Genomic DNA, 24,859 nt, shown 5'->3' with positions numbered 1-24,859 from the left:
GACAGCCCACAGCCCACCGGATGGCGCGCGTAGCCGCTGGCACGTTCACCACACCGGCCAAGGGCAGTCTGCGCCAACGCCGTGTTCGTGCTGGCCAGGCGCCGAAGTGCCCCGCCCTGACCCGCTGGTCAGCCACTCCCGCGCAGCGGGGGAACCTCATTCCGGCCCCGGTTATCAGGGCCGCCGGGGCCATCTGCGTCGGGGTCTCATGGGTCCCTTCAGGTGCCGCAGGCCGGGTCGGGTCTTCGAACCCATCCGATGCCGGGCCGACCCGTCCCAGTCCTACGACTGCACGACCACGGCCCGCGGATCAGCCCGCGTAGTCCCGGATGACCCGGATGGCCAGTGCTGCGCGGGCCGGGGCCAGTTCCTGCGCCACCGCCGCAGCGCAGCCCTCGTCGTACGTGACCTGCGCCGGGTACGGCCCGCCCGCCGCCGCACACCGGCGGCGCAGGTGGGTCGGCGGGTGGGTGCTGTCCACGCTGTGCCCGCGCCGGGCCGCGACCCGGCGCAACCTCTCGTACTCGTGCTCCGGTACGGCGCCCATGCGCAGGGCCAGCCGCTCCCACAGCCCCTGCTCCGCCCGTTCGCGGGCCTCACGACCGGCCGAGCCGCCCTGTACCTGGGCCGCCACCGACTCCCGGCGCAGCTCCGGACCGACCGCCGGACCGACCAGGAGGCGGTCCATCAGGCCGACGGCCGCCTCCGTGGACCCGACCCTGGCCGCGCTCACGTCGGCGAGGTACTCAGCGCGTTGCGAGGCCCGCAGCGTCAGGTGGTCGAGGAGTACGAGCAGCCCGTAGACCGCCCACCGAGGCAGGAACGTCACAGCATTCACGAACCGGTCGAGCAGGCCGCTCGGCGGGGTCGGTGCGAGCACGTAGTACCAGGTGGCCAGCGCGTGCAGCGCGCCTCCCGTGACGATGCCGCGCCGGGTGTCCCCGTGGGCGAAGTGCCCCAGCTCGTGGCCCAGCAGCGCCACCCGCTCCTGGGGCGAGAGGATCTCCCACAGCCCGAGGCCCAGGACCATCATGCGCCGCGCCCGCAAGCCGTACGTGGTCACACTCGCGTTGGCCTTGGGGTCCACCACCACGGCATGCACGCCGGGTGTCCCGACGGCAGCCCCGACCTCGTCGATCAGCGCGAACAGACGCGGCGCGTCGGCGCGGTACAGAACCCGCGCATCCTTCGGCAGGCGCACCGGCCGGGGCCGCAGCAGCGCAGCGAGGCCGAGCAGCAGAGCGCCCAGCACAGGCTGTACGCCGGTGTCCCAACCCGACACCACCAACAGGATCCCCGTCACCGCCAGCACCACGGTCACCCCGTGCACCACCAGGGAAAGCACGAACGCCACCAGGGTCGCGGCATCGCGCCCCACGGGCCGGCTCTGGCTCCTTCCCTGTTCCATCTCGGCCGCGAGCTGCTCCCCGTACGCGTGTGCCAGCCTGCGCCGCGCGGCCGGCATCCGGCCCGGCTCCGGTTCCGGTGCGCCCGGATCCACGTTCCAGTCGCAAGCGGCGCACCAGTCGACGTACCTCTCGTCCACCGGGACCGGGGCCCCGCACTCCGGGCACTCCCGAACGGACGTCACCTCTGCGGTGCTTCTGCCTTCCATGGTTCCCTCCCCGCAGCGGACCGAAAGGCCCGCGGTCCCGGCAGGATAGGACGCCCTCCTCCAGCCCGCGAATCCTGGGGTGAGCTGCACCAATTCATGCACGCGAGCGTGGTGATCCTGCACCCTGATCTGTGCACTGGCTGGAACTGCGGGCGGTAGGCAGCGCGGGTTTCGGACTGCGGCGTGTGGGTGGCAGAGGGGCATCGACAACCGACGGACAGCGGAGCCGAAGACCGGCCGGGGCCGCCTCACGTCGGCCGAGCCTTCAACTGGCCAGGCCCGACGAGTCGGCTGCCTCGGGTGGATGCGGGCTGAACCGCACGTGGAGCGCGCCCCTACAGGGCGAGTTCGAGGTAGGCGGCGAGCTTGTCCTCACGTGCCGCGAGGGCCCTGCGCCATATGGCGAGGGCGAAGGGCGGAACCATGCTGGGAGAGATGTCTTCGGGCAGGCAGAAACGGATCTCACCGATCTCCGACTCCTGGAGGGTGATGGCCCGCTGCTGCTCCGGGCTCAGCTCGGGGCCGTCGAAGACGTAGAAGACATGGGAGCCTTCCGCCCTGGTCACCCAGGCGGTCACCAGGAGGTCCCCGATCTCCAGTTCCAGGCCGATTTCCTCACGGACCTCCCGGCGCGCAGCTGCGGTGGGGAGTTCACCCTCCTCAAGGTGGCCGCCCGGCAGGTTCCAACGCTCCTTGTAGACCGGGTTGACGATGAGCACCCTGCCCTGCTCGTCCCTGATGATGGCAGCGGCGGACGCAGTGGCCCTCGCGCGGCCGACGGATGTGGTCATGAATGACTCCTCGGAGAAGAAATCTCTCTGGCAGAAGGAATCTCTGCCGGGACGCCTGGCTCACGGACCGGAGCCCGCATGTGGAAGCACATAGCCATGATCCAGTACGACTGCGCGGTGGCCCCGGCACGGGGTCCGACGTCCCAGCAGGGTTCGGGCAGCAGATGAGCTCGGCTTGCCCGGTCACCCCGCCGCGGGTCCATCACCCCGACGTGGGGAGCGCGAACCGTTGGAGGTTCAGTCGAAAGCTGTGGACGCAGTCTGTCGCTACGACACGGTGACCCAGGCGATCGTCCGGGTCGTCGCCGAGGACATCGAGATCGGCGGACGGACGCTGCGCGAGGGCGAGCTGGTGTACCTGTTCCTCGGTGCGTCCAACCGCGATCCCGAGCGGTTCGAGGACCCCGACCGGCTCGACCTGTCCCGCCCGGGAAACCGGCACCTGAGCTTCGGCGTCGGCCCGCACTTCTGCGTCGGTGGTCCGCTGGCCAAGCTCCGGGCCGAGGTGGCCATCGCCACGCTCGTCCGCCGCCTCCCACACCTGCGGCTGACCGACGAAGCCGCCCTCGAATGGCGGCACAACCCCCTCCAACGGCGCCTGAGCGCCCTCCCGATCAGCTACTGACACATGAATGACGACGAAGGAGAACTGACCATGGCCCGAGAATTCGAGGTCCGCCGCGAGCAGGACCTCCTCGCCACGCCCGAGCAGGTCTGGGACGCGGTCGCCACCGGCCCCGGCAACCTCGGCTGGCTCTACCCGATGGAGGCCGAGCCGCGCGTCGGCGGAAAGGCCACCCGGGGCGACGCCACCGACGTGGCGTGGGAGCCGCCGCGCCACTTCGCCGTTCGGGCGACCCAGGACGGCGGGTTCTCCAACACGCTCACCTACCGCATCGAGCCGGGCGACGGCGGCCGAGCCACCTGCGCATGGGAATCCACTGGGTGCACACGGGCGTCGTCGACGACACCTGGAACTGGTACACCAAGTCCGACGCGGCCGAGAAGCACGTCGACTTCTACCAGCACGGCCTCGCCGAGTACCTGAGTCACTTCGCCGGCCGCCCCGCCGTTTACGTCAAGGCCGACCGCGCCGAGCGTACCGACGACCCCGCCGACTTCGCCGCCCTGCGCCGGCGTCTCGGCCTCGCCGACGACACGGCCGTCGACGACCGGCTGTCCCTCGACCTCTCGGGTACGGACGGCGGCTCGACGGAGGTGGTCGTGGACTGGCTGAGCCCCGACTTCGTCGGCCTGTGGGGCCCGGACGCGCTGTACCGCTTCTTCAACGGAAGTTCCTGGAACTGTCCGATCTGGCTGGGCCACCACCTGTTCGCCGAGGACACGGACGAACAGCAGGCCACCAAGGCATGGAACGCCTGGCTGGGCGGCGCCTGACGCGTCGCACGACAGGCAACCAAAGGACGTCCGTTCCGCGGCCATGGGCCGTCTGCGGGAGAAAGCGTTTCCCCGTGTACCGCAGCGGTTCGTGGTCGTGGCAGGCCTCGACACCGTCGACCAGGGGGGTGAGGAACCGGCCCGCCAGGGGAGCGTTCTTGAACTGGTTGCGCTCGTGCCCATGGCGACGTAGGAGCCGGCCAGATCGGTGCGGTCGTAGATGGGCCTCCTGGCGCAGCGGGCGCACTCCGACGGTGAACTCGGCCCCGACCCCGGACGTGCGGTTGAACCCGCCCGACCAGGGTCCGGCGGCGTTGACCACCACCGATAGAACTCAAGAGGTCTACCCGGTCCTGTTCATCGACTGTGTGCACGTGAAGCTGAGGGACGGCCAGGTCGCGAACCGTCCGATCTACGTCGTACTCGCGGTGACGGTGGAGGACACCCGGGAAATCCTCGGGCTGTGGGCCGGCGACGGCGGAGAGGGCGCCAAGTACTGGCTCCAGGTACTCACCGAGATCAAGAACCGCGGCGTGTCCGACGTCTGCATGGTCGTACGCGACGGCCTCAAGGGCCTGCCCGATGCCATCGAGACCGTCTGGCCCCAGGCCATCACACAGACCTGTGTGGTCCACCTCCTGCGGGCCTCGTTCCGCTATGCGGCCCGCCAGGACTGGGACAAGATCTCCAAGGCACTCAAGCCCGTCTACACCGCAGCGACCGAGGAAGCCGCCACCGAGCGGTTCCCGGAGTTCTGCGAGAGCCGGGGAAGAAGTACCCGGCGATCGTGTGGCTCTGGGAGAACGCCTGGGCCGAGTTCGTGCCATCGAGTCCGTCAACGCGCAGAAATGACAGCGGCCGTGGGGTGGCTGGCTCTGTGGTCGCATTCACCGGTCGGGGACTGTGCTTGATCACAGCCGGGTGGCCAGCCAGATGGTGACGGCCGCGGTAACGGTGAGTCCGGCGTTGAGTGCGATCCGGCGGTCTTGGCTGATCAGGTGGACGGTGATCGCGCCGGTTTGCAGGAGTATGAAGCCGATGGCCGCGGCCGGTGCCAGCGAGGGAGCGATGCCGGTCAGCGGCGGCAGTATCAGGCCCGTAGCGCCGAGTATTTCGACCGTCCCCAGCGCCCTGAGGGCAGGCAAGGGCATGTGGTCGACCCAGGCCATCATCGGTCGGAGTTGATCGCGGCTGCGGATCACCTTCAGTGTGCCTGCGTAGAAGTAGAAGAGTGCGAGCAGTCCCGCGACGATCCAATAGGCGATGTTCATGGTTCCCGTTCATGGGCCGCCGGTTCACGGGGCCCCGTCGATTGCGTCGTTTGCCAGAAGAGCCCTGGTGGCGGCCCGGTCCTTCGTTCGAGGGACCCGAACGCCGTATGGCGGCAGCGCCACGGCCTTGCCTGCTGAAGAGAGGGTGGCCGGGCGGTGCTGTGCCGTCGGCTTCAGGCGAGGTCGGTGGCGGGTTCGGTCGCGTAGCGGCTCATCGCGTCGATGTTGGCCTGCGGCGTCAGCGGCCGACCCCCTGCGAGCACCCCCTGGAGGTCTCGGAAGTACTGCACGTACAAGTCGGGGGTGAATGTGCTGAGCATGACGGCGGGTTGGTCGGTCAGGTTGGCGAAGGTGTGCGGGGTGCCCGGCGGAACCATCACGAGCGTGCCCGTGGCGGCGTCGTAGTCCTCCTCGCCCACGGTGAACCGCACGGTGCCGGAGAGGATGTAGAACCCCTCGTCGTGCTGGCCGTGGCGGTGCTGCGGCGGTCCCTGGGTGTGCGGGGCAAGAACGGACTCTGCGATCGCGAGGCGGTGTCCGGTGTGGCTCCCGTCCTCCAGGACGCGCATGCGCGTGGTGCCCAGAACGATCGTCTCGCCGCCGCCGGGACCCACCACCGACAGGGCGGGTCCGGTCTGTGGTTTGCTGGTTCGTGCTTCTTCGGTCATGTTCACCAGTGCACCGCCCAAGCTCCCTCAGTGTCCAAGACCCGTTCCGCGGCGCCGATACCCGGTGGGTATCGTTGCAGCGTGGAGCTACGCACCTTGCGCTACTTCGTGGCGGTCGCCGAGGAACTCCACTTCGGCCGGGCCGCCACCCGACTACACATGAGCCAGCCGCCACTGAGCCGGGCGATCAAGCAGTTGGAAGCCGATGTCGGGGCCCTGCTGTTCGCCCGCTCGCCAACGGGGGTCACGCTCACTGCGGTCGGCTCGGTGCTGCTCGACGAGGCGCGGGCCCTACTCGAGCATGCCGACCGCGTCCGGGTACGTGTGAGCGCGGCAGCCGGCGTCGCGACCATCACCATCGGCATCCTGGGCGACGGTACCGACCCGGGAGTGGCCAGGCTCGCCGCTGCCTACCGCCGAAGCCATCCCGGCATCGACATCCGCATCCGCGACACCGACCTGACCGGCCCGACGTGTGGGCTGCGCGCCGGACTGGTCGACATCGCTCTGACCCGAGCGCCGTTCGACGAAACCGCCCTGACGGTGCGTGTGCTGCGAAGCGATCCGGTCGGGGTGGTCCTGCGTGCCGACGATCCGCTGGTCCGCCGCGGCCGGCTGCGGCTGGCCGAGCTGGGCGACCGCCGCTGGTTCCGGTTCCCGCAGGACACCGACCCCATCTGGCAGTCGTACTGGAACGACGGCAGGCCGCGCGAGGGCCCAGTGGTGCGCGCCGTCCAGGAATGCCTGCAGGCCGTGTTGTGGAACGGCACGGTAGGCCTGGCTCCGCTCGGACACGACCTGCCCGCGGAGCTGGCCATGGTACCGCTGACCGACATGCCGCCGAGCCGAGTGGTGGCGGCGTGGAACCAGGGCGACACCAACCCGTTGATCCGATCCTTCATCGAGACCGCGACAACCGCCTACCGTCACTGAGGACCGGCAACCGGCGCTATCGCAGCTCATGAACGATTCGAACGCTGCGGGCCCCAGGGACCGCCTCTCCGAAGCGGTGAACATCTCCTGATTCCTTCTCGGGTTCTGGCTCAGGTCCTGTGGTGGAGGCACGCCGAGTGTTCTCCGAGCATGCCCTGACGGCCCCGTGGACGCTCGTCCCGATGACGACGAACCTGGCCAAGGCGCGGGAGTGGCTTCAGTCCTGGACGGATGTATCCAGGGCGGAAGGCATCTTGTACACAAGGTTTGGTGTGGACCGATTGACCACCATGCTGTCCGCACCTCTACCCGTCACGACTTCTTCCGTCCCAGCGCCCCGCGCAGGCCACGAAGAATCCTGTAGCAACACCCGCGTTCGCTCCCTGCAGTCACCGCATGGCCACCGAGGGCGAGAGCCCGAGCCAGTCCGACATCACCGCGATGCTCGCCGACCAGACCCGTGCCTGCACGACAGCGCGCCGCGCCATCGCCGCCGGCGGCCAAGTGGTGGTCTGGGACAAGGAGGTGCCCCATTGGATGGTTGCCAGCATCGCTGCGACGAGGACCGAAGCCGAATTGCAGCAGATGGCCGCCGACGGGCTCGCGGAGGTCTACTTCCGGGACAGCGGGAGCCGCGTGGTTGCAGGTGGAGTTCACCGACATCGACTACATCGACATCGCCTGCTGACCAGCGGGTGCCCCGGTTGTGTGAGCAGAAGGCGGAGAGCCCGCGTCCGGAGACGCGGGCTCTGATGCGCTGTGACATGCGACACAAAAGAGAGTCAAGTCTGCTGCGAACAGACGGCCCCGCAAACCGTCCGGGCTATGGGAGCGGCTTCGGGGACAACTATCAACGCCGCCCAGGGCATTGGCGTTGGATTCGGACGGCTTCGGACAGCTCCGGACGGTCTCCCGGACGGCTGGGGGTGCCAGTGTCTCTTGACGTGCTAATCGCCACGGATCAGGCGCGGTAGCTACGGACGGCTGCAGACGCTGTCGGACACTCCTGCAGACACCCTCGGCCACTCTCGGATGGGGTCGGAGGGGGCGACAGTCCACTAGGTCAGTTCGCTCCTGACGCAGAGTCGTTTCTCCGTTCTGGAAGAACTGATTCCTCTTATCCGAGTCGAACTCCCGTCCCACAAAGCTGCGTTGTGCAACGAGAGGTGGGAGCTGCATGCTGAAAGCGCGGTCGCCGATCGGCCGCAGGGGCCTGCGAAGCCGATACATCGCCTTCCTGCGGCTCTGCGGCTCTGCGGCTCTGCGGAATCCGGGACACCGAAGACTGGGTGTACGCCTGGCGCCGCCTGAAGGCGCGCCAGCGTCCGCAGGCCGGAGGCTGGCTCAAGGCCTGATCCGGACATCGACTACATCAACATCGCGTACTGACCCACGGCATGGCGGAGGGGAGTCACCCAAACGTGGGTGACTCCCCTCCGCCATGCCCGGTGATCCATCGCTAGGCCGGGTTCCTCATGCCCGGCCGCGTCCTGGCCGTGTCGCAGGATCGGTAGCAGGGTCTCGGCGGCGTCACATCCGGTGCACGCCGTGGTGCCGGGCAGGGGCAGGGCATCGAGCGCCGCCATCGTCGTCACCGGAGTGCGCGGTCGGTGGCCAGCTGGCACCCTGCGGCGTGCACGATGGCGGCTCGGTTGCGGGTGTGGCCGTCCAGGACCCATGTCCAGGGCGCGGTGAGTGCCGGAGCGGGAAGTGGGGTGCCGGTGGGTTGGCGCGGCGTCCAGATCCACACCGGGGAGGGGACGCATGCGCAGGTCACAGCCGTGTCGCGAGCTTCGTCCGAGCGAGTTCAAAAATCTTTGAGCGCCGTGCGACATCCACACTTGTACGCCCCGTGGGCAAGGGGCAATTTGGAGCACACTGTACAAGCCGCCTACGCGTACGCGAGACCCGGGATTCACCCGGGTGGGGGATGGAGGCGGCCGCCACAGTGCTGCTGCCGGGCGGATCCGGCAACCGCCGACACCGGGCGAGAGAAGGGCAGCGGCGCTGCGGACGCCGACACGAGGAGCACTGGCTGTGGAGCGGCCTCGGCCGGCCCGTGCCCCGGGACAGCCAGAGCAGCGCGACGGGAGGCGTACGCAGACGACCAGCAGCAGGAAGTCCTCACTGCCTCGCCGAGCACCCGGTCCTCTCGCCCCCTGCAGGAGCAATTCAGCTGAGTTGTGCCTCAGCGAAAAGCGGCGATGCTACGGGCGACCCAGCCGTTGAAGGGGCGCGGGGCGCGGCCGAGGACCCGTTCCACGTCCGGGCTGATCCGCAGTTCGGCGGGGTTCGGGGCGGCGATGATGTCCAGGGTGTCGTCGGCGAGCTCCGGCGGAACGAACCGGGTCATCGCGGCCTTGGCCTCCTCGCGGGTGAGTTCGTGGAACCGCACCGGCGCTCCGAGCGCAGCGGCGATGGCTTCCGCCTGCTGGCGCGGCGTGATCACCTCGGGCCCGGTCAGCTCGAAGACTCCGCCGGTATGCCGGTCGTCCAGCAGGCAGGCCGCCGCGACCGCGGCGATGTCCGCCGGGTCTACGATCGGAACCCCGACATCGCCGAAGGGCGCGGCGACCGTCCCTTGCGTGCGGACGGACTCCGCCCAGGCCAAGGCGTTGGAGGCGAAACCGCCCGGCCGCAGGACAGCCCAGTCCAGGCCGGACTCCCTCAACGCGTCCTCCACCGCGCGTATCGCGATCCGCGACGGGCCGAGCGGCCTGGTAGCAACGCCCTGCGAAGACAGCAGGACGACCCGGCGGACCCCGCTGGCCACAGCCAGGTCGATCATGTCGGTCGGCTTGGCTTCGGGGGCGTGCAGGTCGCCGGACAGCAGGAGGAACAGCGCCTTCACCCCCTCCAACACGGCGGCGAGACCATGCGGCTCGGCCAGGTCGGCCGGCACGTGCCGGACCCCGTCCGGCACCGCCGCGGCGTGCCGCGACACCGCCGTCACCTGCTCGCCCGCCTCGGCCAGGGCCTGCGTCAAAGGCCGGCCGACATTCCCGGTAGCCCCGGTCACCACAATCATGTTCAGCTCCTGGTCAGTTGTGCGCTGTGACAGCTGACGGTAGGAGGCAGGCTTACTTTCCGTAAGGACATACCCAGAGGTAAGCTCCGGACATGGGGGAAGGCGCGCAGCTGACGCAGGCCGAGGCGGGCAAACCGTATGAGGTGTTTCACACCGACTGCCCCGCACGTGACGTGGTCGACCACGTGACCAGCAGGTGGGGTATCTGGGTGCTGATCTCCTTGCGGAGTAACAATCTTCGTTTTTTTGAGCTGCGCGACAGCATTCAGGGCATCAGCGAGAAGATGCTCGCTCAGACACTGCGCGCACTGGTCCAGGACGGGCTGGTCTGGCGGGAGGTCGAGCCGACGACGCCACCCCAAGTCACCTACGGGCTGACCGAGTTCGGCCAGGACGTCGCTGAGCCACTGACGGACTTGTTCGACCGGATCACCCAGCGGCTGCCGCCTGGCCAACGTCCGCCACGGAGCGACTGAGCGCAACAGGCAGCGAAACGGCTGCTGTGGCGCCCGGTGGGCGCTGTGGCGCGTTCGTGAGGTGTGTCGCCGGTCGAGGCGTACCGCAGGTCGCGGCACCGTCCTTGCAAGGGGGCCCATGGTGGTCTCCGTCGGCCGAGGTGCTGAGGCTGAACTCGTGGTGTCGTGCCGCTGATCAGGCGGGTCTGATGGTCAGGCCGGTCTCGGCGAGGCAGCCGTCTATGAGGTGACTGCGGTACTGGATGTGGCGTAAGCCGCGTCGGATGCGCTGGTCGAGGTGTTCGGGGGTGGTGAAGACGGGCGGCTCAGGGATGGGTCCGGGCTCGGCGGTCGAGGAGGTGGCGACGCCGCGAGCTGATGCGCTCGGTCGAGCATCGCTCGCACGAGGGCCTGAACAACCGGGCTGAGTACGGCCACCAGCCCACCTGCCAGCGGACCGTTCGCGCCTTCGGGGCGTTCGGACGCGCGTGCGGCTGGATGGATGACATCGGGGTGTCGATGGCCGAGGCCGACGTGCCGGCGAGTCAAGTTTGGCTTCGTCTGGTTACTCAACGGTTTACGACGGTGGTCGAGAGGTCTGATGGCGCTGAAGATGTTGGTTCCGCGGCTGGGGGGCGGGTCAGCGGGGCGTACCACGGTGGTCGGTTTGCTGGCCGTGTTGTCGAGTATCGCGGTGGTCGCCCCTGCGCTGGGAGTGGCGCGGGCGAGCGGTTCTCTGGTCCCGCAGACACCCCTGTCGGGGGAGTGCATCCCCCAGTTCGTGACCCTGCTGCCGGTCTTCGGACCGGCGGGGTCGACGCCTCGTGTCGATGCGGCGACCCACAGGGATCTGACCGTCACCATGACGGAAACCGATCAGGCAGTGCTCCCGCAAGGGCAGCATGACACGTGCGGCCTCGGCGTGACGTTCGGCAAGACCCGGGTGTGGGCTTATGAAACCTCAGACACGAACAGCAAGCAGGTCCTGGGTCCCGCGCACTGGCCGGCGGTGACGATCGAAGCCGAGAGGCACACTCCCACGCGGGTCACCTACGAGAACAAGCTGCCGAGTTTCAATCCGTCAAATCCGTACGGTCCCGGGCTGGTGCAGGGCCTCATGAAGGTTGATCAGACCCTCCACTGGGCTGATCCTTTGAAGACGCCGGGCGCCGGGCACGCCACGAACTGCGACGAACCGGAGAATGCCGATAATCCGGTGTGCCAGCCCTACACCGGGCCACAGCCTGCCACGGTGCACCTGCACGGCGCCGAGATCAGCGCCTGCTACGACGGCGGTCCGGACACATGGTTCACCCCGAACGGCCTGACCGGGCCGCAGTACTGCACGGACGGCAGACCTCGTCCGGGCAACGCCGTCTACACCTACCAGAACTCCCAGGAACCCGGGACGCTGTGGTTCCACGACCACGCCCTCGGAGCCACCCGCAACAACGTCTACGGCGGTTTGGCGGGCTTCTACTTCCTCAGGCAGCCGAGCCAGGAGCCCAAGGGCCTCCCGAGCGGGCCCTACGAGATCGAGATGGCGCTGCAGGACCGTGTCTTCGACACCAACAGTCAACTGCTCGTCATTCCGCCCTCCAATCCGGACTACCACCCCTTCTGGGGTGTGCGTGAGTTCGGAGATGTCGCGACCGTGAACGGAGCGGCCTGGCCGTACCTCAAGGTCGAGCCGAGGCGCTACCGCTTCCGCCTCCTCAACGGCGCCAACGGGCGGCGCTTCTCGCTGCACTTCGGCGGCGCCCCCGTATACCAGATCGGCGCTGACGACGCCTACCTGAACGCGCCTGTGCCGGTCAACGACACGGCGTGCGCAGGAGGGGAGTCCACGACCGAGTGCAGCGACGTGGACTTCATGCCCGGCGAGCGCGCCGACATCATCGTGGACTTCGCGAAACTGGCCGGAAAGACGATCACGGTGACCAACACGGGATCGCTCGACACGTCCCTGCCGAACATCATGCAGTTCCAGGTGACCAAGCCCCTGACCGGCCACGACAGCAGCTGCGATCCGGCTCATCCCATCCCGGCGAAGGGCATCTGTGCCCGTCCGGTGCCCATGGTCTCCCTGACCGGCCAGGACGGCAGGCCGCGCGTCAAGATCGACAAGGTCAGGCAGTTCGTGCTCAACGAACTCAGCACCGCAAGCACACAGCCAAGAGGCGGAAACATCCAGGAATATCTCAACAACACCCTCTACGACGGGCGCGAGTCCCCCAGCATCCAACGGGAGTTCCCGAAAGACGGCATCAGCGAGCTGCCGAAGGTGGGATCGACCGAGGTGTGGCAGTTCATCAACGCCGAGGACGCGGCGCAGGCCTACCACCCCATCCACACCCACCTGGTCCAGTTCCAGATCGTCAGCCGCCAGAACATCGACTACACGAACTACGAAAAGGCGTGGAGCGGGTCCTTCCCGAGCTTCTGCAAGCCCACCGACGTCGACTTCTGTCCCGGCTACGGCCCACCGCTGCCGTACGGGAACCCGAACGCCGACGGGGCGATCGGCGGGAACCCGGCGATCAATACATTCCTCCAGGACCGTCCGATGCCACCGGAACCGGGTGAATCCGGGTGGAAGGACACGGTCAGGGCGTTCCCCCATCAGGTGACCACGGTCATCGTGCGTCTCGCTCCGACCAGCGCCCCGGTCCACCGCTCCGAGCCCGGACGCAACCTGTTCCCGTTCGATCCGACCGAGGGCCAGTACGTCTGGCACTGCCACGTCCTCGGTCACGAGGACAACGAGATGATGCGACCGTACCGAGTGGTCGACCGCAGCCGGGAACACGATCGGGAAGACGAGAACGGCAACGGCATCAAGGCCGACAAGAAGAAGAGGGAGGACACCGAGCCCCGGCATGGTCGCACGACGGCTTCGTGACGAACTGCCAGAAGGCCGTCACGCCTCAGCCCGCCGCGGAGCCGGTGAGAAGCCGCTCCACGGCGCTGACCAGCACGAACTGGCCGCAACTCGTGGCGGCGGCCATCAAAGACGTCTGCGGAACTCCCCAGCTCCATCCCTCCCGCGGGCGGCCGGGTCACGTCAGGCTCGGCACCACGGCGCTCGTCACTGTCCTTGAGGTGCTCGGCGAGCAGGCCGGGCACGTCGATGGAGTGCGGTAGCTCAGGTGCCTGCTTCTGGTCCTCGACGTCGGCGGCCACGCCGTCGAACTCCTCCAGGACGTTGCTGACATCGCGGGCTTCGGCCGCGTCGAGCACCCTGCGGATGCTCTTGGGCGCGACGTCGTACCGCTGGGCGAGCGCCTACACCGAGCGCCCTTGGCGCAGGAGAGTACGCCGCCACGACGGATTGTGGTTGGCGAGCTTGACCACCACCCCGTTGAAGTCGGGGACGCTGCTGTCGCCGAGCGCGGAATGTGGGCTCCCAGCCGCCAGCCGGCGCAGACCCCACGGTGCCGAGGGCATTGCGGCGCCACGACCGAGCGGCGCCGCGGTGATCGCCGGTCCGAGTGCTGCGGGAAGGTCTCCTCGACTGCCGCGGCCAGGTCATCGTCGGCCAGACTGGCCGCATCGAGCTGAAGCAGGGCGTCATTGCTGCCCCGAGCTCTTCAGCAGACTCTACGAAACCGAGGCCAGCTCGTTATGACCCCATTGCAAAGAGTTGTTTGAGGCGGGCCTGGATCAGCGGTAGGCCGGCGATGGGGACGGCATAGTGGCCTGCCCCTTCCAGGACGGAGAGGTTGATGTCGTTGCCGTTGGCCACCATCTTGTTGACGACGTTGTAGGTGACGGAGTTCGGGCTGGTGATGTCATCCGTCCCGTACAGCCACAGGACAGAGCCCGGCAGGGTTGAGGTTTCGAGCTTGCCTTGGTTCTGCTCGAAGAATCGTCTGTTCTCCGGAAGCAAGTTGGGCGTGTCTCCGCGAACCCCCGGATAGGAGTCCAGACGGTGTGACGGGGAGGCACTCAGATAGTTCTGGATGTCCTGCTTGACGCGGGCGTTCAGGTCGTCCAGGCAGCGCTGCCAGTCCTGGTGATAAAACTTGAGCATGTTCGGGCCGTAGACCTTGCTCGGGTCGACGTCGTGGCCCGCGTAGCGTTCGGTCTTCGTGAAGTAGATGGTTTCTGCGTTGGCGAAGACCAACTGGTCGATCTGGTGGTCCGTCGGAGGGAGGCCGGACTGAGAGACGTTGTCGATGTCCTGCCACAGGATTCTGTTCATGGCGGGAACGTCCGGAACCGGGGCGAGGGTGATGACACCGCGGTATTTCAGGTCCGGGTCTGCCTTGGTGGCTGAGTCGGAGTAGTAGGCGGCGGCAAGCGCTGAGAAGCCGCCTTCCGACCATCCCGCTGGGACCCACTGCCCTGACAGTCTGTCGCCTAGGTATCGCTGCGCGGCGACGGCGGCGAAGATCATGGAGTTGCCCTCACTGGACAGGTCGTAGTAGCCGTGCCCCGTGGTGACGCCCGCGGATGCAGGTCCCAGCCCCTCATAGTCCGGCGCGATGACGGCGATGCCCATCTTCAGGACGGCTGCCAGCAAGGCGTCGTTCGTGCCGTCGACCCAGGTATTGTGTTCCTGGAGTTGGACGCTGGGCGCGCACTGCGGTGCCCATCCGACGGTTCCGTGCCCCCACACGAAGAGCGGCCAGCCTCCTGTCGGAGGTGCTTTCCTGGGAAGGAACAGCATGGCCGTGGCATTGATTTGGTTCCCCTGCATGCCCGGCATGCGATAGACGAGAAATTTGCCGTCGGCCACAGCGGATATCCCCCGGGGCACGTTGCGCAGAGGGGTGGGAGCACCTACTACGTCCCCGTTGCCTGCGGCATCGGTGGAACGGCCCGGGCCTCCCGATGGAGGGATGGGCCCACCGATGAGGAGCGCGGCCAGGAGCACGACCGCACATGCTCTCTCCCCGTGAAGGAACGCCCTCCGGTGGAGTCTGCGCCGGCCCGGCTCCTTCGGGAGGCCGGGGCGGGGGGACGGTCCCGGCGGAGGAGTGTGTATCGGTGCGTCGGCCATACCCGCGACCCCGCTTTCGTCTTCTTCCCATCCTGAGCTTCCTGCAGTGCGTCGAAGCGTGGAAGTCCGGGGCTCAGGGACGGTGGCTGTGCACTCATCGTCGGCCGTAGGCGGGGACCCGCGCCTGCCGAGGGGCGGTTCGGTGCGCCATTCGGGTTGCTGTGCCCGGATCCGGTGTTCACCGGCGCCGAGGAAGAGCCTGTCGGGTTCTCCGATGGCGCTGTCGCATGCCCGGGTGAGGCCGCGCCTGCCGAATGGCCTACCTGAGTGACGTTAGGCAGGTGCAGAGACCCCTTGCTGCTTACCGTCATCGAGGAACAACTCCTGAAGGGGTGCCCGGACGCAAGGGAGGTCGGCAATGGCGACGCGAGAGCCGCTGGCTCGCCGGGCGCGAAGAAGGACCCGCCGCACTGTCGGGGCCTGCATGCTCGTCGCGGGGTGCGTCATCGCGAGCTGCGTGCCCTCGGCCGCAGCGAGTCCGCAAGGGGGCGCTGGCCTGTGCGCGACGGAGCCCTTCCCTCCATCGGAAAGTGCTCCGCCCCCGGTTCTGTCGGGCAGCGATGTGTGGAGTTTCGTTTCTGCTCCGGGCCTTCACCCCATGCGAGTGAAGGTGACCGCGAACAAACCGGGGACGGCTCGCGGAGACGTCTTCGTCGCCCCGTTCAGTGCGGACCAGATGGTCGGCCAGACCGGAGCACTGATCAACGACAACTCCGGCGATCCGGTCTGGTTCCGGCCTCTGCCCTCCAGCAACCTCCAGAACGCCGACTTCAAGGTCCAGACTTATTACGACGCCCGCAGTGGGAGGGGACAGCCGGTGCTGACCTGGTGGCAGGGGTCCCTCGCCCTTCCGCCGTGGTATACGAACCTGCCGGCCGGGGCGCCGGAACCGGGCGGGTGCTACTACATCTACGACACCCACTACCGCCTGCTCAGGACGGTCTTCGCACATCACGGCTACTACCCGGACGAGCATGAATTCACCCTGACCCGCAAGGGCACCGCGCTGTTCCTCGCATCCAAACCGGTACCCATGGATCTCACGCCTTATGGGGGACCGAAGAACGGAGCCATCCTGGACAGCGAGGTCCAGGAAGTCGACCTCGCCACGGGGAGACTCCTCTACTCGTGGAGCGCGCTGGACCACCTGGACCCAGCCGACTCCGAGGTATCGGCCTCCAGCGCGTCGTCGTCCGACGGGGTGTGGGACGCCTTCCATCTCAACTCCATCGACGAGGGGCCTGGAGGCCAGCTGCTGATCTCGGCCCGGAACATGTGGGCCATCTACGACGTCTCCAAGAGCTCCGGGCGGATCCGCTATCAGATCGGAGGGAAGAAAAGCGACTTCACCTTGGGTCCCAATGCGGACTTCTACTGGCAGCACGATGCCCGATTCCGGCCGGGAAACGGGATCAGCATGTTCGACGACGGCTGTTGCGACCTGCCCGACGGTGCACCCGAACAGCAGTCACATGGCCTGATCCTCAGCCTCGACTTCGACAATCGCAGGGCGACCGCAGCGAAGACCTACTACCATGAGCCGCCGTTGTACTCGCCGACCCAGGGAAACACCCAGGCCCTTTCCAACGGCAACGAATTCATCGGGTGGGGCCAGAGTCCGTACTACTCGGAGTACGCAGGGGCGGGGAACACCGAAGGCGACGGCTTGCAGAACCTGCTCCACGAAGCGAAGCTGCCGGGCTCAAACATCTCGTACCGAGCGTTTCGGAACGAATGGATCGGCACGCCGTACTACCCGCCGAGTGCGGCGGCACGGGCCGGCGGCGGGGGCAGCGTCGTCTACGCTTCCTGGAATGGCTCGACGCAGACCAGAGCGTGGCAGGTGCTCGCCGGACCTGACCCCGACTCCCTGTCGGCCGTCGTCGGACACGCCCCACGGTCCGGATTCGAGACCGCCATCACTACGAACAACCCCGGACCGTACTTTCAGGTGAGGGCACTGGATGCAAGAGGGATGGTCCTCAAGGCATCCAAGGTCGTGAGACGGCCCGGCTGACGGCTGACCAGGGGCACCGTGACAGGCGGGCGCCGAAGTGCCGCCCGCGGTGTCGCGGGTAAGTGCCTGTTGCCGTTCCGGTCTTGATGCCTGTTGATCGAACGGAGACTCGATCGGGTGCCCAATCGACCGCGCACCCCTGACTCTGCAGGGACAGTCAACCGATCAGTCTCTCCGCTTCGGGCCGGGCGGCTTGCATCCGCACGTCTGGTCGGCCTCACGTTGTCGACCGCCGCGGCAAAGAGCGCGCCGCGTCGGTGCGGCGTTGCTCCGTTGGCTGTTGTGTGTGGTGCCTATGTCACACCAGTGCCGCGCCGCCGTCTATCGCGAGCGTGGTGCCGGTGACGTAGGCGTTGGCCAAGACGAAGAGATAGGCCGCCGCGGCCTCCTCGGCAGTGCCGACACGCTGCGTGAGCAGTTCGGACCCGGCGCCCTGGAGGAAAGCCTCCGGATCCGGGACACTGCCGTCCCACAGCTCGGTGCGGATCACACCGGGCTGGATCACGTTGACGCGCAGAGGGGCGAGTTCGACGGCGAGTGCCCGGGACAGGGACTCGATGCCGCCGGTGATACCTGCCGTGAGCGCGGTTCCGGACAGGGGGCGGATCGCGAGGACGCCGGAGCTGAAAGTGATCGAGCCGCCGTCGCGCAGTCGCGGTGCAGCGTACTTGGCGGAGAGGTACGCGCCCCAGAACCGGCGCTCGAAGACGGCCCTGGCCTCCTGCGGGGTGGTGTCGACCAACGGCTTGATCAGCAGAGATTCGCCCGCGGTGTAGACGAGGTGGTCGAACTCCCCGACCTGCTCGAAGAACGCGGCGATGGCGTTGCCGTCGGCTACGTCCAGGCGGCGGCCTTCGGCCGGCTCGCCCAACCGCTTCGTCGCGGCGTCCACGCGGTCCTGATTGCTGGAGGCGACCACGACGTCCGCGCCAGCCGCCGCGGCCTGTTGGGCTACCTCGAAGCCGATGCCGGAGGTTCCACCGATGATCACGATCTTCTTGCCAGCCAGAGACATGGGATCCATCCCTTCGTCGATGCAGTGCCGGGGTTCGGTAACTGCCATGGCAAGAACGTACGCCCCCACATCGAGACGGTGAATGACTTGAAATCTCGATTCCCTGTCATATCGTCTCGCCGTGCAGGCACTAGAGTGGCGCTATGGACATCCTGAGCGACACCCTTGAAGTCTTGCGCACGGGACGCCCGATGGTGACTCGCACCGACGCGCACGCCCCGTGGGCCCTGAAGTTCCAACCCATCTCAGGAGCCGGATTCCACGTGGTCGTGGAAGGGCACTGCCACCTGCTGTCACCGCACGGCCAACCGCTCGCGCTCGGACCCGGCGACATCGTGTTCCTGCAGCGCGGCAGCGGACACACCCTGTGCGACGTGCCGGACCGCGATCCGGTGGACTTCGTACCGGACCGCGTGGACCGTTCCTCGCCGATCGGCCAGGTCACCGTGGACGGACCGGGGCCGCACACGGTGCTGGTGTGCGGCGCGTACGCGATCGACGTTGATCGCCCGCATCCGCTGTTCAGCGATCTACCGGAGGTCATCCACCTGCCCGCGGTTCCGGGCCGCCACCCGGTGCTGCGCTCGGCGGTCGATCAGCTGTGCGCCGAGTTCCACGCTCCGCAGCCGGGCTCGGACGCGGTCGTCACGGCGCTCATCGATCTGCTGCTGCTGTACATCCTCCGGTCGTGGTACGCCGAACTACCGAAGGAACGGACCCGGGGTTGGGCGGCCGCGCTGACCGACCCGGCAGTCGCCCCGGCCTTGAAGGCGATCCACGACGATCCCGGCCATCCCTGGACCGTGGAATCTCTGGGCACCCGCGCCGGGCTGTCCCGCGCGGCGTTCGCCCGCCGCTTCGCCTCGGTGGTCGGCGAGCCGCCGTTGACCTACCTGACCAACTGGCGGATGGCCACCGCGGCGCGGTTGCTGCACCAATCGCCGACCCCGCTGAGCACAATCGCGCAGCACGCGGGGTACACGTCGGAGTTCGCCTTCGCCAAAGCTTTCAAACGACACTTCGGATCGCCGCCGGGGGCCTACCGCAAGCAGGTCAAGGCGGCAGGCGACGAACCAGGCGGATACAACTGACGGTGAGGGCCAGGACATCACCGCAGCGGATTGGGAAGCGGTGGTCGTTGCCGATCCCGGCCTCGCGGTGGCCGCGATGTGATGGAGCGCCGGGCGGATCGAGTCCAAGAACCCAGCGATGCGGTGATCGCGACGATGCGCGAGGTGGCGGAAGTTCCGGAGGCGAAGGTCCAGGTTGACGACGGCGACTACTGCGACGCCAGATGCCTGCGGCCACCGCGAGATGATCAAGGGTTTGTGTGGACTCTTGAAGGTCGTGCGGTGGCCGCGGGCCGTAGCGTAGACCCTGCCCGATGGCAGGCGTTGTTCGACCAGGCCATGGCTCGGATTGCGGGCCTGTTCGGTCGAGTGGAACCGCGGGCCGCGGCCCGCGCCCATCTGCTCGGGTTGCTGTCCGGGACCGAGCCAAGAACTGCTGGCAGCTGGCGGAGCACGCCGGCCATAGCCGTCCCGGTCCGATGCAGCGGCTGCTGCGGTCCGCCTGTTGGGACGCGGGTACGGCGCGCGACGAGGTCCGCTGCTACGTCGTGGCCCATCTCGGCGCCGGTGACGGTGTTTTGATCGTGGATCTATGCCGAGACCGCGACTATGTCGAGAGTGTTGCTGGGGATGGCCCCTTTCGGGTGAATACGGGTGTGCCGGCCTCTGCACAGTTCTCGCGTCGAGCAGGACCTTGATCGTGGGGGCAGGGGGCTCCTGCGAAGGGATGGGGCTTGGCAGGATCGTGTCGGAAGGCGGGTGCTCTGGCACCGCAGGTCGAGGGCTACTGGGCCTGGCTGGCGCGGCGCGGGTACACGGCCCAGACCGCCAGGAACATGCTCAAGGATCTGGGGCAGGTCGGCCTGTGGCTTTCGAGGCAGGGTCTCGGTGCCGCTGATCTGGACGAGGGGCGGCTGAAGCAGCACCTTGTCGACCTGCGTAAGTCGGGTCGTCGTGCGGGTGGCCGGGCCGCGCGGGATGGTCCCGCTGCTGACGTTCCTGCGTGAGGCCGGGGTGGTGCCCGCGCCGTAGGTGCCACCGGCGGCGGAGGTTCTGCTGGAGCGGTACCGGTGCTGGATGGAGTCCGAGTGTGGCCTGTCGGCGTCGACGATGCTGCGTTATGGGAACACCGCTTGGCGCTTCCTTGCCGAACAGGCGGTGACTGACGGTCAGTTCGCGCCGAACGGTCAAGTCCTACCTGCAACACCGTTTCCGCGGCGGCGCGACCAACGCTGCGGCCCTCTTCCGCGAGATCCGCGAACGCGGCTACCGCGGCAGCCGCGTCGTCGTCACCAAATGCATCGCGACCCTCCGCGCCGGCACTGCCGCCCCGGAACCGCCTCAGCCGGTCCCCAGCCCCTGCCGGATCACCACCTGGATCACGCCACCCCGACACCCTGCCCGACAGCCAGCGCGAGCAACTCGACCGCATCCTGGCGGCCTGCCCTGACCTGGCCACGACCCGCGACCTCGCCCACGAGTTCAGCGCCCTCGCCCGCGAACGCCGCGGACGCGACCTCACCCAGTGGATGACCCGCGCCCTCGACCACGGGCCCTCACCGGTCCAGGGCTTCGCCACCTTCCCTCAGAACGACTGGGGCGCCGTCGTCAACGGCCTCACCCTGCACTGGAGCTCCGGCGCGGTCGAAGGCCAGGTAACACGGATCAAACCGATCAAACGCCGATCCTACGGCCGTGCCTCCTTCGCGCTGTTACGAACCCTCGTCCTGGCCAAGCCCCCCGTGACCGTCACGAAATATCCGCCACAGCCAAATCCAAAGAGCCTGTGTGCCACGAATGCGAAAGGAACCGTATGTAGGAACCGTTCTGGAAGCAATGCTGTGCAAGTCATGAAGGTATGGCCCTTCGGAGCCGCCCTGCGGGGGGAGGCTTCAAACCACCACATGCTGGTGATCAGGAGGACAAGAGCCGTGTAACGGGAGACTGTTACGCACGGTTCTGTGGGAGCCCGGGGGTGCGATTCCCCCGGGCGACCCGACCATCACGCCTGGGCCCGCTTGGAACGCGGCCAGCTCGTTGAACGGCCGCAGATGACCGCGGCGTAAATAGGGTGGCGGACCTGCCTCGACATTCGAGACCATCCGGTCATGTTGGATGGCGCCGCAAGACAGGACCTTCCGGTCGGCTTCGGATTCCGGCCGTATCGCGGCGACGAAGATCACGGCGCCATGGCCGCGGTGCGGCTGGGGTGTGTCAAACGGGACCAGGTCGATGTCCATTCGGTTGTGGAAGGGATGCCGACAGCGTCCGAGATCGCCCAAGCTTCTGCCAAGTTGGAGGAGCCGTCCAAGAACCAGATCCTGGTGGTGCTCGACGGGAGTCTCGTCGGCTACGCGACGATCCGGTGGTGGCAAGAGCGGGACGATACGTGGCTGTACCTGCACCGCGGCTACCTCTTGCCCGAGCATCGCGGCCAGGGCATCGGCTCAGCCATGGTGAGGTGGGCCGAAGAGCGGATCCGCCAGCTCGTCGAACAGCATGGAACGGCGCGGACGGCAGTGATCGGCGCGAACGCCGTGGCCTCCGAGCAGGACGCCACAGCGCTGCTGCTCGCAGCCGGTTACCGACGTGTCTTCAGCCTGGTCGAGTTGGAGCTGGGCGATCTGCAGCAGTTGCCCGAGCGGGGCAGCGAACTGCCAGCCGGGATACGGACCGGGCCGATTGGGGCCAGCCACTACCGTGCAGCCTGGAGGACGGTCGTCGATTCGTATGCGGACAACGCTTTCACTCAGAAATGGCCTTTCCAGGACTTCGTCGACACCGCCGACCCGGCATGCTGGAGGGCTGCCTGGAACGGGCAGGACATGGTCGGCGTCGCCCTCTGCTCCATCCGCCGCCACGACCGCAACGTAGGCGAGGTCGAAGAGCTGAGTGTCCGGACGGACCAACGACGCCTCGGAATCGGCCGGGTCCTGCTGCTGGACGGGCTGTGGAGCCTTCGCGAGCAAGGCGCTACGACCGCCCGGCTATTCACGGGCACGGCAAATCCGCACCAGTCCTACGACCTTTACGAGAGTGTGGGGTTCCGGCGGCAGAACGAGTACGTCCGTTACCGCAAGCCGCTTGCTTGATCGACCGGCCATTGGGCTGCCTGATTAGTCCATACGGGGATGGCCACCCTGCCGCCCACAGGCAGGTGCGGGTGATGATCCTGGTCGCGCGGTCACCGACGTCGCCGGGCAGAGGCGGCGTGACACTGTCGTCTCTGGCAACGGGCTCAGGGAAGCGAGCGCCGTCCTGTTCGTGGCGGGACCGCTGGCCGCGCGATCGGTGCGAGCTCCTACAGAATGGGGAGCAGTCTGGCCTTGGTGCCGCGGCGCGTCCTCGGGAATCTCCCAGACGTGGTGACACGTGCGGGGAACCCTGCTGCGTCCTTTCCTACGGCCGCTGCGAATACTGCGAAGGCCTGTTGTCGTGGGACGGCAACCAGGTGTATCGATTCTTCGTCTGAGAGGCATGACCTCTTCAGACGCGATGAACCTGGACGGACCTCCATGGCCGCACTGTGGGTACGGCGTCACAGCAACTGAGATCGGGTGCCGGGGCCGCGTCGTCGAGCCTTACACCGCCTGCCTGGCACATCTGGACGACGCCGATCGTTCCGGCTACCTCACCAGCCTGCGCCCGGGCGCAGACGTCGACCATCGCGGCACGCGTATATCGGCAGAATTACTGGCAGAACTACTCCGAGCAGTCACGGATCCCGACTTGGCCAGGGTGCGACTCGGGAGTGCTCGGTTCGGGTGTGCCGAGTTCAGCGGGGACGCCGACTTCCGCGCGGTGGAGATCGGCGGGGACGCCGACTTCGCCAAGGCAGTGTTCGCAGACAACGCCCTGTTCGCGGAGGCGGAGATCCACGGCGATGCCCAGTTCGCCGGCGTGGAGATCCGGGGGTATGCCCAGTTCGATGGGGCGAGGGTCGACAGTCACGCCCAGTTTGCCCGGGCTGTCATCGGCGGCTATGCCTGGTTCGTCGGGGCGGAGTTCGGCGGGGACGCTCTGTTCCCAAGGGTGCAGATCGGCAGCGACGCTTGGTTCGCCGGCGTCTCGATCGGCGGTCACCTCCAGTTCGGCGGAGCGACCGTAGGCGGCGACACAGCCTTCCGCGGCGCGACGGTCGTCGGTGACGCCCAGTTCGTCGGCGCCGTCTTCGAAGGGGATGTCACGTTTCGCAGGGCAACAATCGGTGGCCACGCCGACTTCGCAGGGGTGACGTTCGGCGGCGACGCACGGTTCGGCGGTGCGACCATCGCAGGCGATGCTGTGTTCCGTAGGGTGATATTCGGGCACATCCCGACCGTCGGGCCGCTGGTGTGCGCTGGATCGCTGGACCTGACGGAAGCGGTGTTCGGGACTGCTGTGACCGTTGAGGCGGCATCGGCCACGGTGGTCTGCCGACGAACCCAGTGGGCCTCCACAGCCGCGCTGCGCCTGCGGCACGCAACCGTGGACCTGAGCGACGCGGTACTGGGATACCCAGTGAGCATCTCTGCCCATGCGAAAGCCTTCACTGAGGACGGCCAGGAAGTACCCGAACTCGGACTGACGGACCCCAGCGTACGGGTTGCATCTCTGCGGGGCGTGGACGCGGCTCATTTGGTGCTGACCAACATCGACCTCACCGACTGCCTGTTCGCCGGAACCGTTCACCTCGACCAGTTACGCCTGGAGGGGCTGTACGTGTTCGCAGTCGCCCCCACCGGTCTACGCAGGCGCGGGGCCGTGCCGGTGCGCTGGACGCCGCGCCGGACCCTGGCCGAGGAGCACCATTGGCGTGCCACCCGCCCAGCGCGTGCGGGAGGCTGGACACCCGCCCCGGACGGAGAAATACCACTGAAGCCGGCCGCACTGGCTCCGGTGTACCGACAACTCCGCAAGGCATTCGAAGACAGCAAGCACGAACCCGGCGCCGCCGACTTCTACTACGGCGAAATGGAAATGCGCCGCCACGCCCATGACATCCCCAGTAGCGAACGAGCCCTGCTCACCACGTACTGGGCACTGTCCGGCTACGGGCTGCGCGCGTCCCGAGCCTTGGGCTGGCTGCTGGGAGGCATGGTGGTAACCGTGGTGGCGATGATGCTGTGGGGGTTACCGATGGATGACCCGAAGCCCAAGAGTGCCGGCACGCTGACCGGCAGCAGCGTCACGCTGACCGCCGATACGCCCGGGCCTGGCAATCCCGACCGGCCCTACTGCCAGCGGCTTTCGACCAAGAGGTTCGAGAAGTCCTTCCGGATCATCATCAATTCGGTCGTTTTCCGGTCTTCCGGTCAGAACCTGACCACTGCTGGCACGTACACCGAGATGGCTTCGCGCCTGGTTGAACCTGCGTTCCTGGGTCTCGCCGTCCTTGCTGTCCGAGGCCGGGTGAAACGCTAGCCTCCCTGTTTCGCTTCGAGTGGCTGAGCTGGTGTGCAGTGGTGGTTCGGTTGCTTCTCGTCGGCGGGCATGGCCGAGGCCCGACGCGCGGGTCGGGTGCTCCAGGGTTCCTCGGGTCGTGGGCGGGCAGGGGCGCTGTCATGCTTCAGGTGGCCGGCCGGGGCAGGGTCGTGAGGCGTACGAATGCGCT

21 protein-coding genes and 4 pseudogenes are annotated in these 24,859 nt (G+C 67.6%); 15 read left to right on the top strand and 10 right to left on the bottom strand.

Going from position 1 to position 24,859, the window contains the following annotated elements; translation table 11 throughout:
* Nucleotides 1-310: 310 nt before the first annotated feature.
* Together ABTY04_RS35765 and ABTY04_RS35760 are read right to left on the bottom strand one after the other, a co-directional pair.
* Nucleotides 311-1,615 carry a M48 family metallopeptidase gene (locus ABTY04_RS35765; RefSeq protein ID WP_352217619.1) on the bottom strand — a complete coding sequence of 435 codons (1,305 nt, stop codon included), beginning with the start codon at nucleotides 1,613-1,615 and terminating at the stop codon, nucleotides 311-313.
* A gap of 335 nt (nucleotides 1,616-1,950) precedes the next feature.
* Complete coding sequence (locus ABTY04_RS35760) at nucleotides 1,951-2,406, bottom strand: NUDIX domain-containing protein (RefSeq protein WP_352217618.1); 456 nt, start codon at nucleotides 2,404-2,406, stop codon at nucleotides 1,951-1,953.
* A gap of 250 nt (nucleotides 2,407-2,656) precedes the next feature.
* Between ABTY04_RS35760 and ABTY04_RS35755 the strand changes: the two genes are divergently transcribed.
* The 4 genes and pseudogenes from ABTY04_RS35755 to ABTY04_RS35740 form a co-directional block, all read left to right on the top strand.
* Complete coding sequence (locus ABTY04_RS35755) at nucleotides 2,657-3,031, top strand: cytochrome P450 (RefSeq protein WP_352217617.1); 375 nt, start codon at nucleotides 2,657-2,659, stop codon at nucleotides 3,029-3,031.
* 30 nt (nucleotides 3,032-3,061) lie between these two features.
* Entirely contained in the window at nucleotides 3,062-3,454 is a 393-nt protein-coding gene (locus tag ABTY04_RS35750) for an SRPBCC family protein (RefSeq protein ID WP_352217616.1), read from the top strand.
* Nucleotides 3,337-3,804 (top strand): hypothetical protein, encoded by a 468-nt coding sequence (locus ABTY04_RS35745; RefSeq protein WP_352217615.1) that lies wholly within the window; start codon nucleotides 3,337-3,339, stop codon nucleotides 3,802-3,804. Before ABTY04_RS35750 ends, ABTY04_RS35745 begins: the two co-directional genes overlap by 118 nt.
* 341 nt (nucleotides 3,805-4,145) lie before the next feature.
* Nucleotides 4,146-4,630: pseudogene (locus tag ABTY04_RS35740) on the top strand (IS256 family transposase); the annotation flags it as partial.
* Nucleotides 4,631-4,715: 85 nt separating this feature from the next.
* Here the strand turns inward: ABTY04_RS35740 and ABTY04_RS35735 are convergent.
* Both ABTY04_RS35735 and ABTY04_RS35730 read right to left on the bottom strand, forming a co-directional pair.
* A complete protein-coding gene (locus ABTY04_RS35735) occupies nucleotides 4,716-5,075 on the bottom strand; it encodes a DoxX family protein (RefSeq protein ID WP_352217614.1) in 360 nt (119 codons plus the stop codon).
* A 173-nt stretch (nucleotides 5,076-5,248) separates the two neighbouring features.
* Nucleotides 5,249-5,743, bottom strand: coding sequence for a cupin domain-containing protein (locus tag ABTY04_RS35730; protein ID WP_352217613.1), 495 nt, complete (start codon nucleotides 5,741-5,743; stop codon nucleotides 5,249-5,251).
* A 96-nt stretch (nucleotides 5,744-5,839) separates the two neighbouring features.
* Between ABTY04_RS35730 and ABTY04_RS35725 the strand changes: the two genes are divergently transcribed.
* The gene (locus ABTY04_RS35725; RefSeq protein ID WP_352217630.1) at nucleotides 5,840-6,676 is read left to right on the top strand and encodes a LysR family transcriptional regulator; all 837 of its coding nucleotides are present in this window, start codon (nucleotides 5,840-5,842) and stop codon (nucleotides 6,674-6,676) included.
* A 389-nt stretch (nucleotides 6,677-7,065) separates the two neighbouring features.
* Here the strand turns inward: ABTY04_RS35725 and ABTY04_RS35720 are convergent, their stop codons facing one another.
* Complete coding sequence (locus ABTY04_RS35720) at nucleotides 7,066-7,227, bottom strand: hypothetical protein (protein ID WP_352217612.1); 162 nt, start codon at nucleotides 7,225-7,227, stop codon at nucleotides 7,066-7,068.
* A gap of 1,637 nt (nucleotides 7,228-8,864) precedes the next feature.
* Nucleotides 8,865-9,704, bottom strand: a complete 840-nt coding sequence (locus tag ABTY04_RS35715) for an SDR family oxidoreductase (protein ID WP_352217611.1) — start codon at nucleotides 9,702-9,704, stop codon at nucleotides 8,865-8,867.
* Nucleotides 9,705-9,796: 92 nt separating this feature from the next.
* Here ABTY04_RS35715 and ABTY04_RS35710 point away from each other — a divergent pair, with 92 nt between their 5' ends.
* The gene (locus tag ABTY04_RS35710) at nucleotides 9,797-10,180 is read left to right on the top strand and encodes a winged helix-turn-helix transcriptional regulator (RefSeq protein ID WP_352217610.1); all 384 of its coding nucleotides are present in this window, start codon (nucleotides 9,797-9,799) and stop codon (nucleotides 10,178-10,180) included.
* Nucleotides 10,181-10,355: 175 nt separating this feature from the next.
* Here the strand turns inward: ABTY04_RS35710 and ABTY04_RS35705 are convergent.
* Nucleotides 10,356-10,475: pseudogene (locus ABTY04_RS35705) on the bottom strand (transposase); the annotation flags it as partial.
* Nucleotides 10,476-10,507: 32 nt separating this feature from the next.
* On the opposite strand from ABTY04_RS35705, the pseudogene ABTY04_RS41305 reads away from it, so the two are divergent.
* The 3 genes and pseudogenes from ABTY04_RS41305 to ABTY04_RS35695 form a co-directional block, all read left to right on the top strand.
* Nucleotides 10,508-10,615 (top strand): annotated as a pseudogene (locus ABTY04_RS41305) (IS6 family transposase); the annotation flags it as partial.
* 145 nt (nucleotides 10,616-10,760) lie between these two features.
* On the top strand, nucleotides 10,761-13,061 hold the full coding sequence (locus ABTY04_RS35700; protein WP_352217609.1) for a multicopper oxidase family protein: 2,301 nt from the start codon (nucleotides 10,761-10,763) through the stop codon (nucleotides 13,059-13,061).
* On the top strand, nucleotides 13,058-13,303 hold the full coding sequence (locus tag ABTY04_RS35695) for a hypothetical protein (RefSeq protein ID WP_352217608.1): 246 nt from the start codon (nucleotides 13,058-13,060) through the stop codon (nucleotides 13,301-13,303). The genes ABTY04_RS35700 and ABTY04_RS35695 overlap by 4 nt, the downstream gene beginning before the upstream one ends.
* Nucleotides 13,304-13,444: 141 nt before the next feature.
* On the opposite strand, the gene ABTY04_RS35690 is transcribed toward ABTY04_RS35695, so the two are convergent.
* Both ABTY04_RS35690 and ABTY04_RS35685 read right to left on the bottom strand, forming a co-directional pair.
* Nucleotides 13,445-13,606, bottom strand: coding sequence for a hypothetical protein (locus tag ABTY04_RS35690; protein WP_352217607.1), 162 nt, complete (start codon nucleotides 13,604-13,606; stop codon nucleotides 13,445-13,447).
* A 175-nt stretch (nucleotides 13,607-13,781) separates the two neighbouring features.
* Nucleotides 13,782-14,900 carry an alpha/beta hydrolase family protein gene (locus ABTY04_RS35685; RefSeq protein ID WP_352217606.1) on the bottom strand — a complete coding sequence of 373 codons (1,119 nt, stop codon included), beginning with the start codon at nucleotides 14,898-14,900 and terminating at the stop codon, nucleotides 13,782-13,784.
* An 862-nt stretch (nucleotides 14,901-15,762) separates the two neighbouring features.
* Here ABTY04_RS35685 and ABTY04_RS35680 point away from each other — a divergent pair.
* Nucleotides 15,763-17,181, top strand: a complete 1,419-nt coding sequence (locus ABTY04_RS35680; protein WP_352217605.1) for an arylsulfotransferase family protein — start codon at nucleotides 15,763-15,765, stop codon at nucleotides 17,179-17,181.
* Nucleotides 17,182-17,479: 298 nt separating this feature from the next.
* Here ABTY04_RS35680 and ABTY04_RS35675 read toward each other — a convergent pair whose 3' ends face one another.
* A complete protein-coding gene (locus tag ABTY04_RS35675) occupies nucleotides 17,480-18,196 on the bottom strand; it encodes an SDR family oxidoreductase (protein ID WP_352217604.1) in 717 nt (238 codons plus the stop codon).
* Between the two features lie 143 nt (nucleotides 18,197-18,339).
* Here ABTY04_RS35675 and ABTY04_RS35670 point away from each other — a divergent pair, with 143 nt between their 5' ends.
* From ABTY04_RS35670 to ABTY04_RS35655, 5 genes and pseudogenes are all read left to right on the top strand, one after another.
* A complete protein-coding gene (locus ABTY04_RS35670; protein WP_352217603.1) occupies nucleotides 18,340-19,287 on the top strand; it encodes an AraC family transcriptional regulator in 948 nt (315 codons plus the stop codon).
* A gap of 318 nt (nucleotides 19,288-19,605) precedes the next feature.
* Nucleotides 19,606-19,856, top strand: a pseudogene (locus tag ABTY04_RS41300) (transposase); the annotation flags it as partial.
* Nucleotides 19,857-20,498: 642 nt separating this feature from the next.
* A complete protein-coding gene (locus ABTY04_RS35665) occupies nucleotides 20,499-21,203 on the top strand; it encodes an ISL3 family transposase (RefSeq protein ID WP_502996785.1) in 705 nt (234 codons plus the stop codon).
* 171 nt (nucleotides 21,204-21,374) lie between these two features.
* The gene (locus tag ABTY04_RS35660) at nucleotides 21,375-22,358 is read left to right on the top strand and encodes a GNAT family N-acetyltransferase (RefSeq protein WP_352217602.1); all 984 of its coding nucleotides are present in this window, start codon (nucleotides 21,375-21,377) and stop codon (nucleotides 22,356-22,358) included.
* A 385-nt stretch (nucleotides 22,359-22,743) separates the two neighbouring features.
* Nucleotides 22,744-24,669, top strand: a complete 1,926-nt coding sequence (locus ABTY04_RS35655) for a pentapeptide repeat-containing protein (protein ID WP_352217601.1) — start codon at nucleotides 22,744-22,746, stop codon at nucleotides 24,667-24,669.
* Nucleotides 24,670-24,859: the final 190 nt, after the last annotated feature.

The organism is Streptomyces sp. NPDC097981 (assembly GCF_040302565.1).
Classification (GTDB): domain Bacteria; phylum Actinomycetota; class Actinomycetes; order Streptomycetales; family Streptomycetaceae; genus Streptomyces.
The sequence above is the reverse complement of the archived record's forward strand: the minus strand, read 5'-3'. Positions and strand labels throughout refer to the sequence as shown.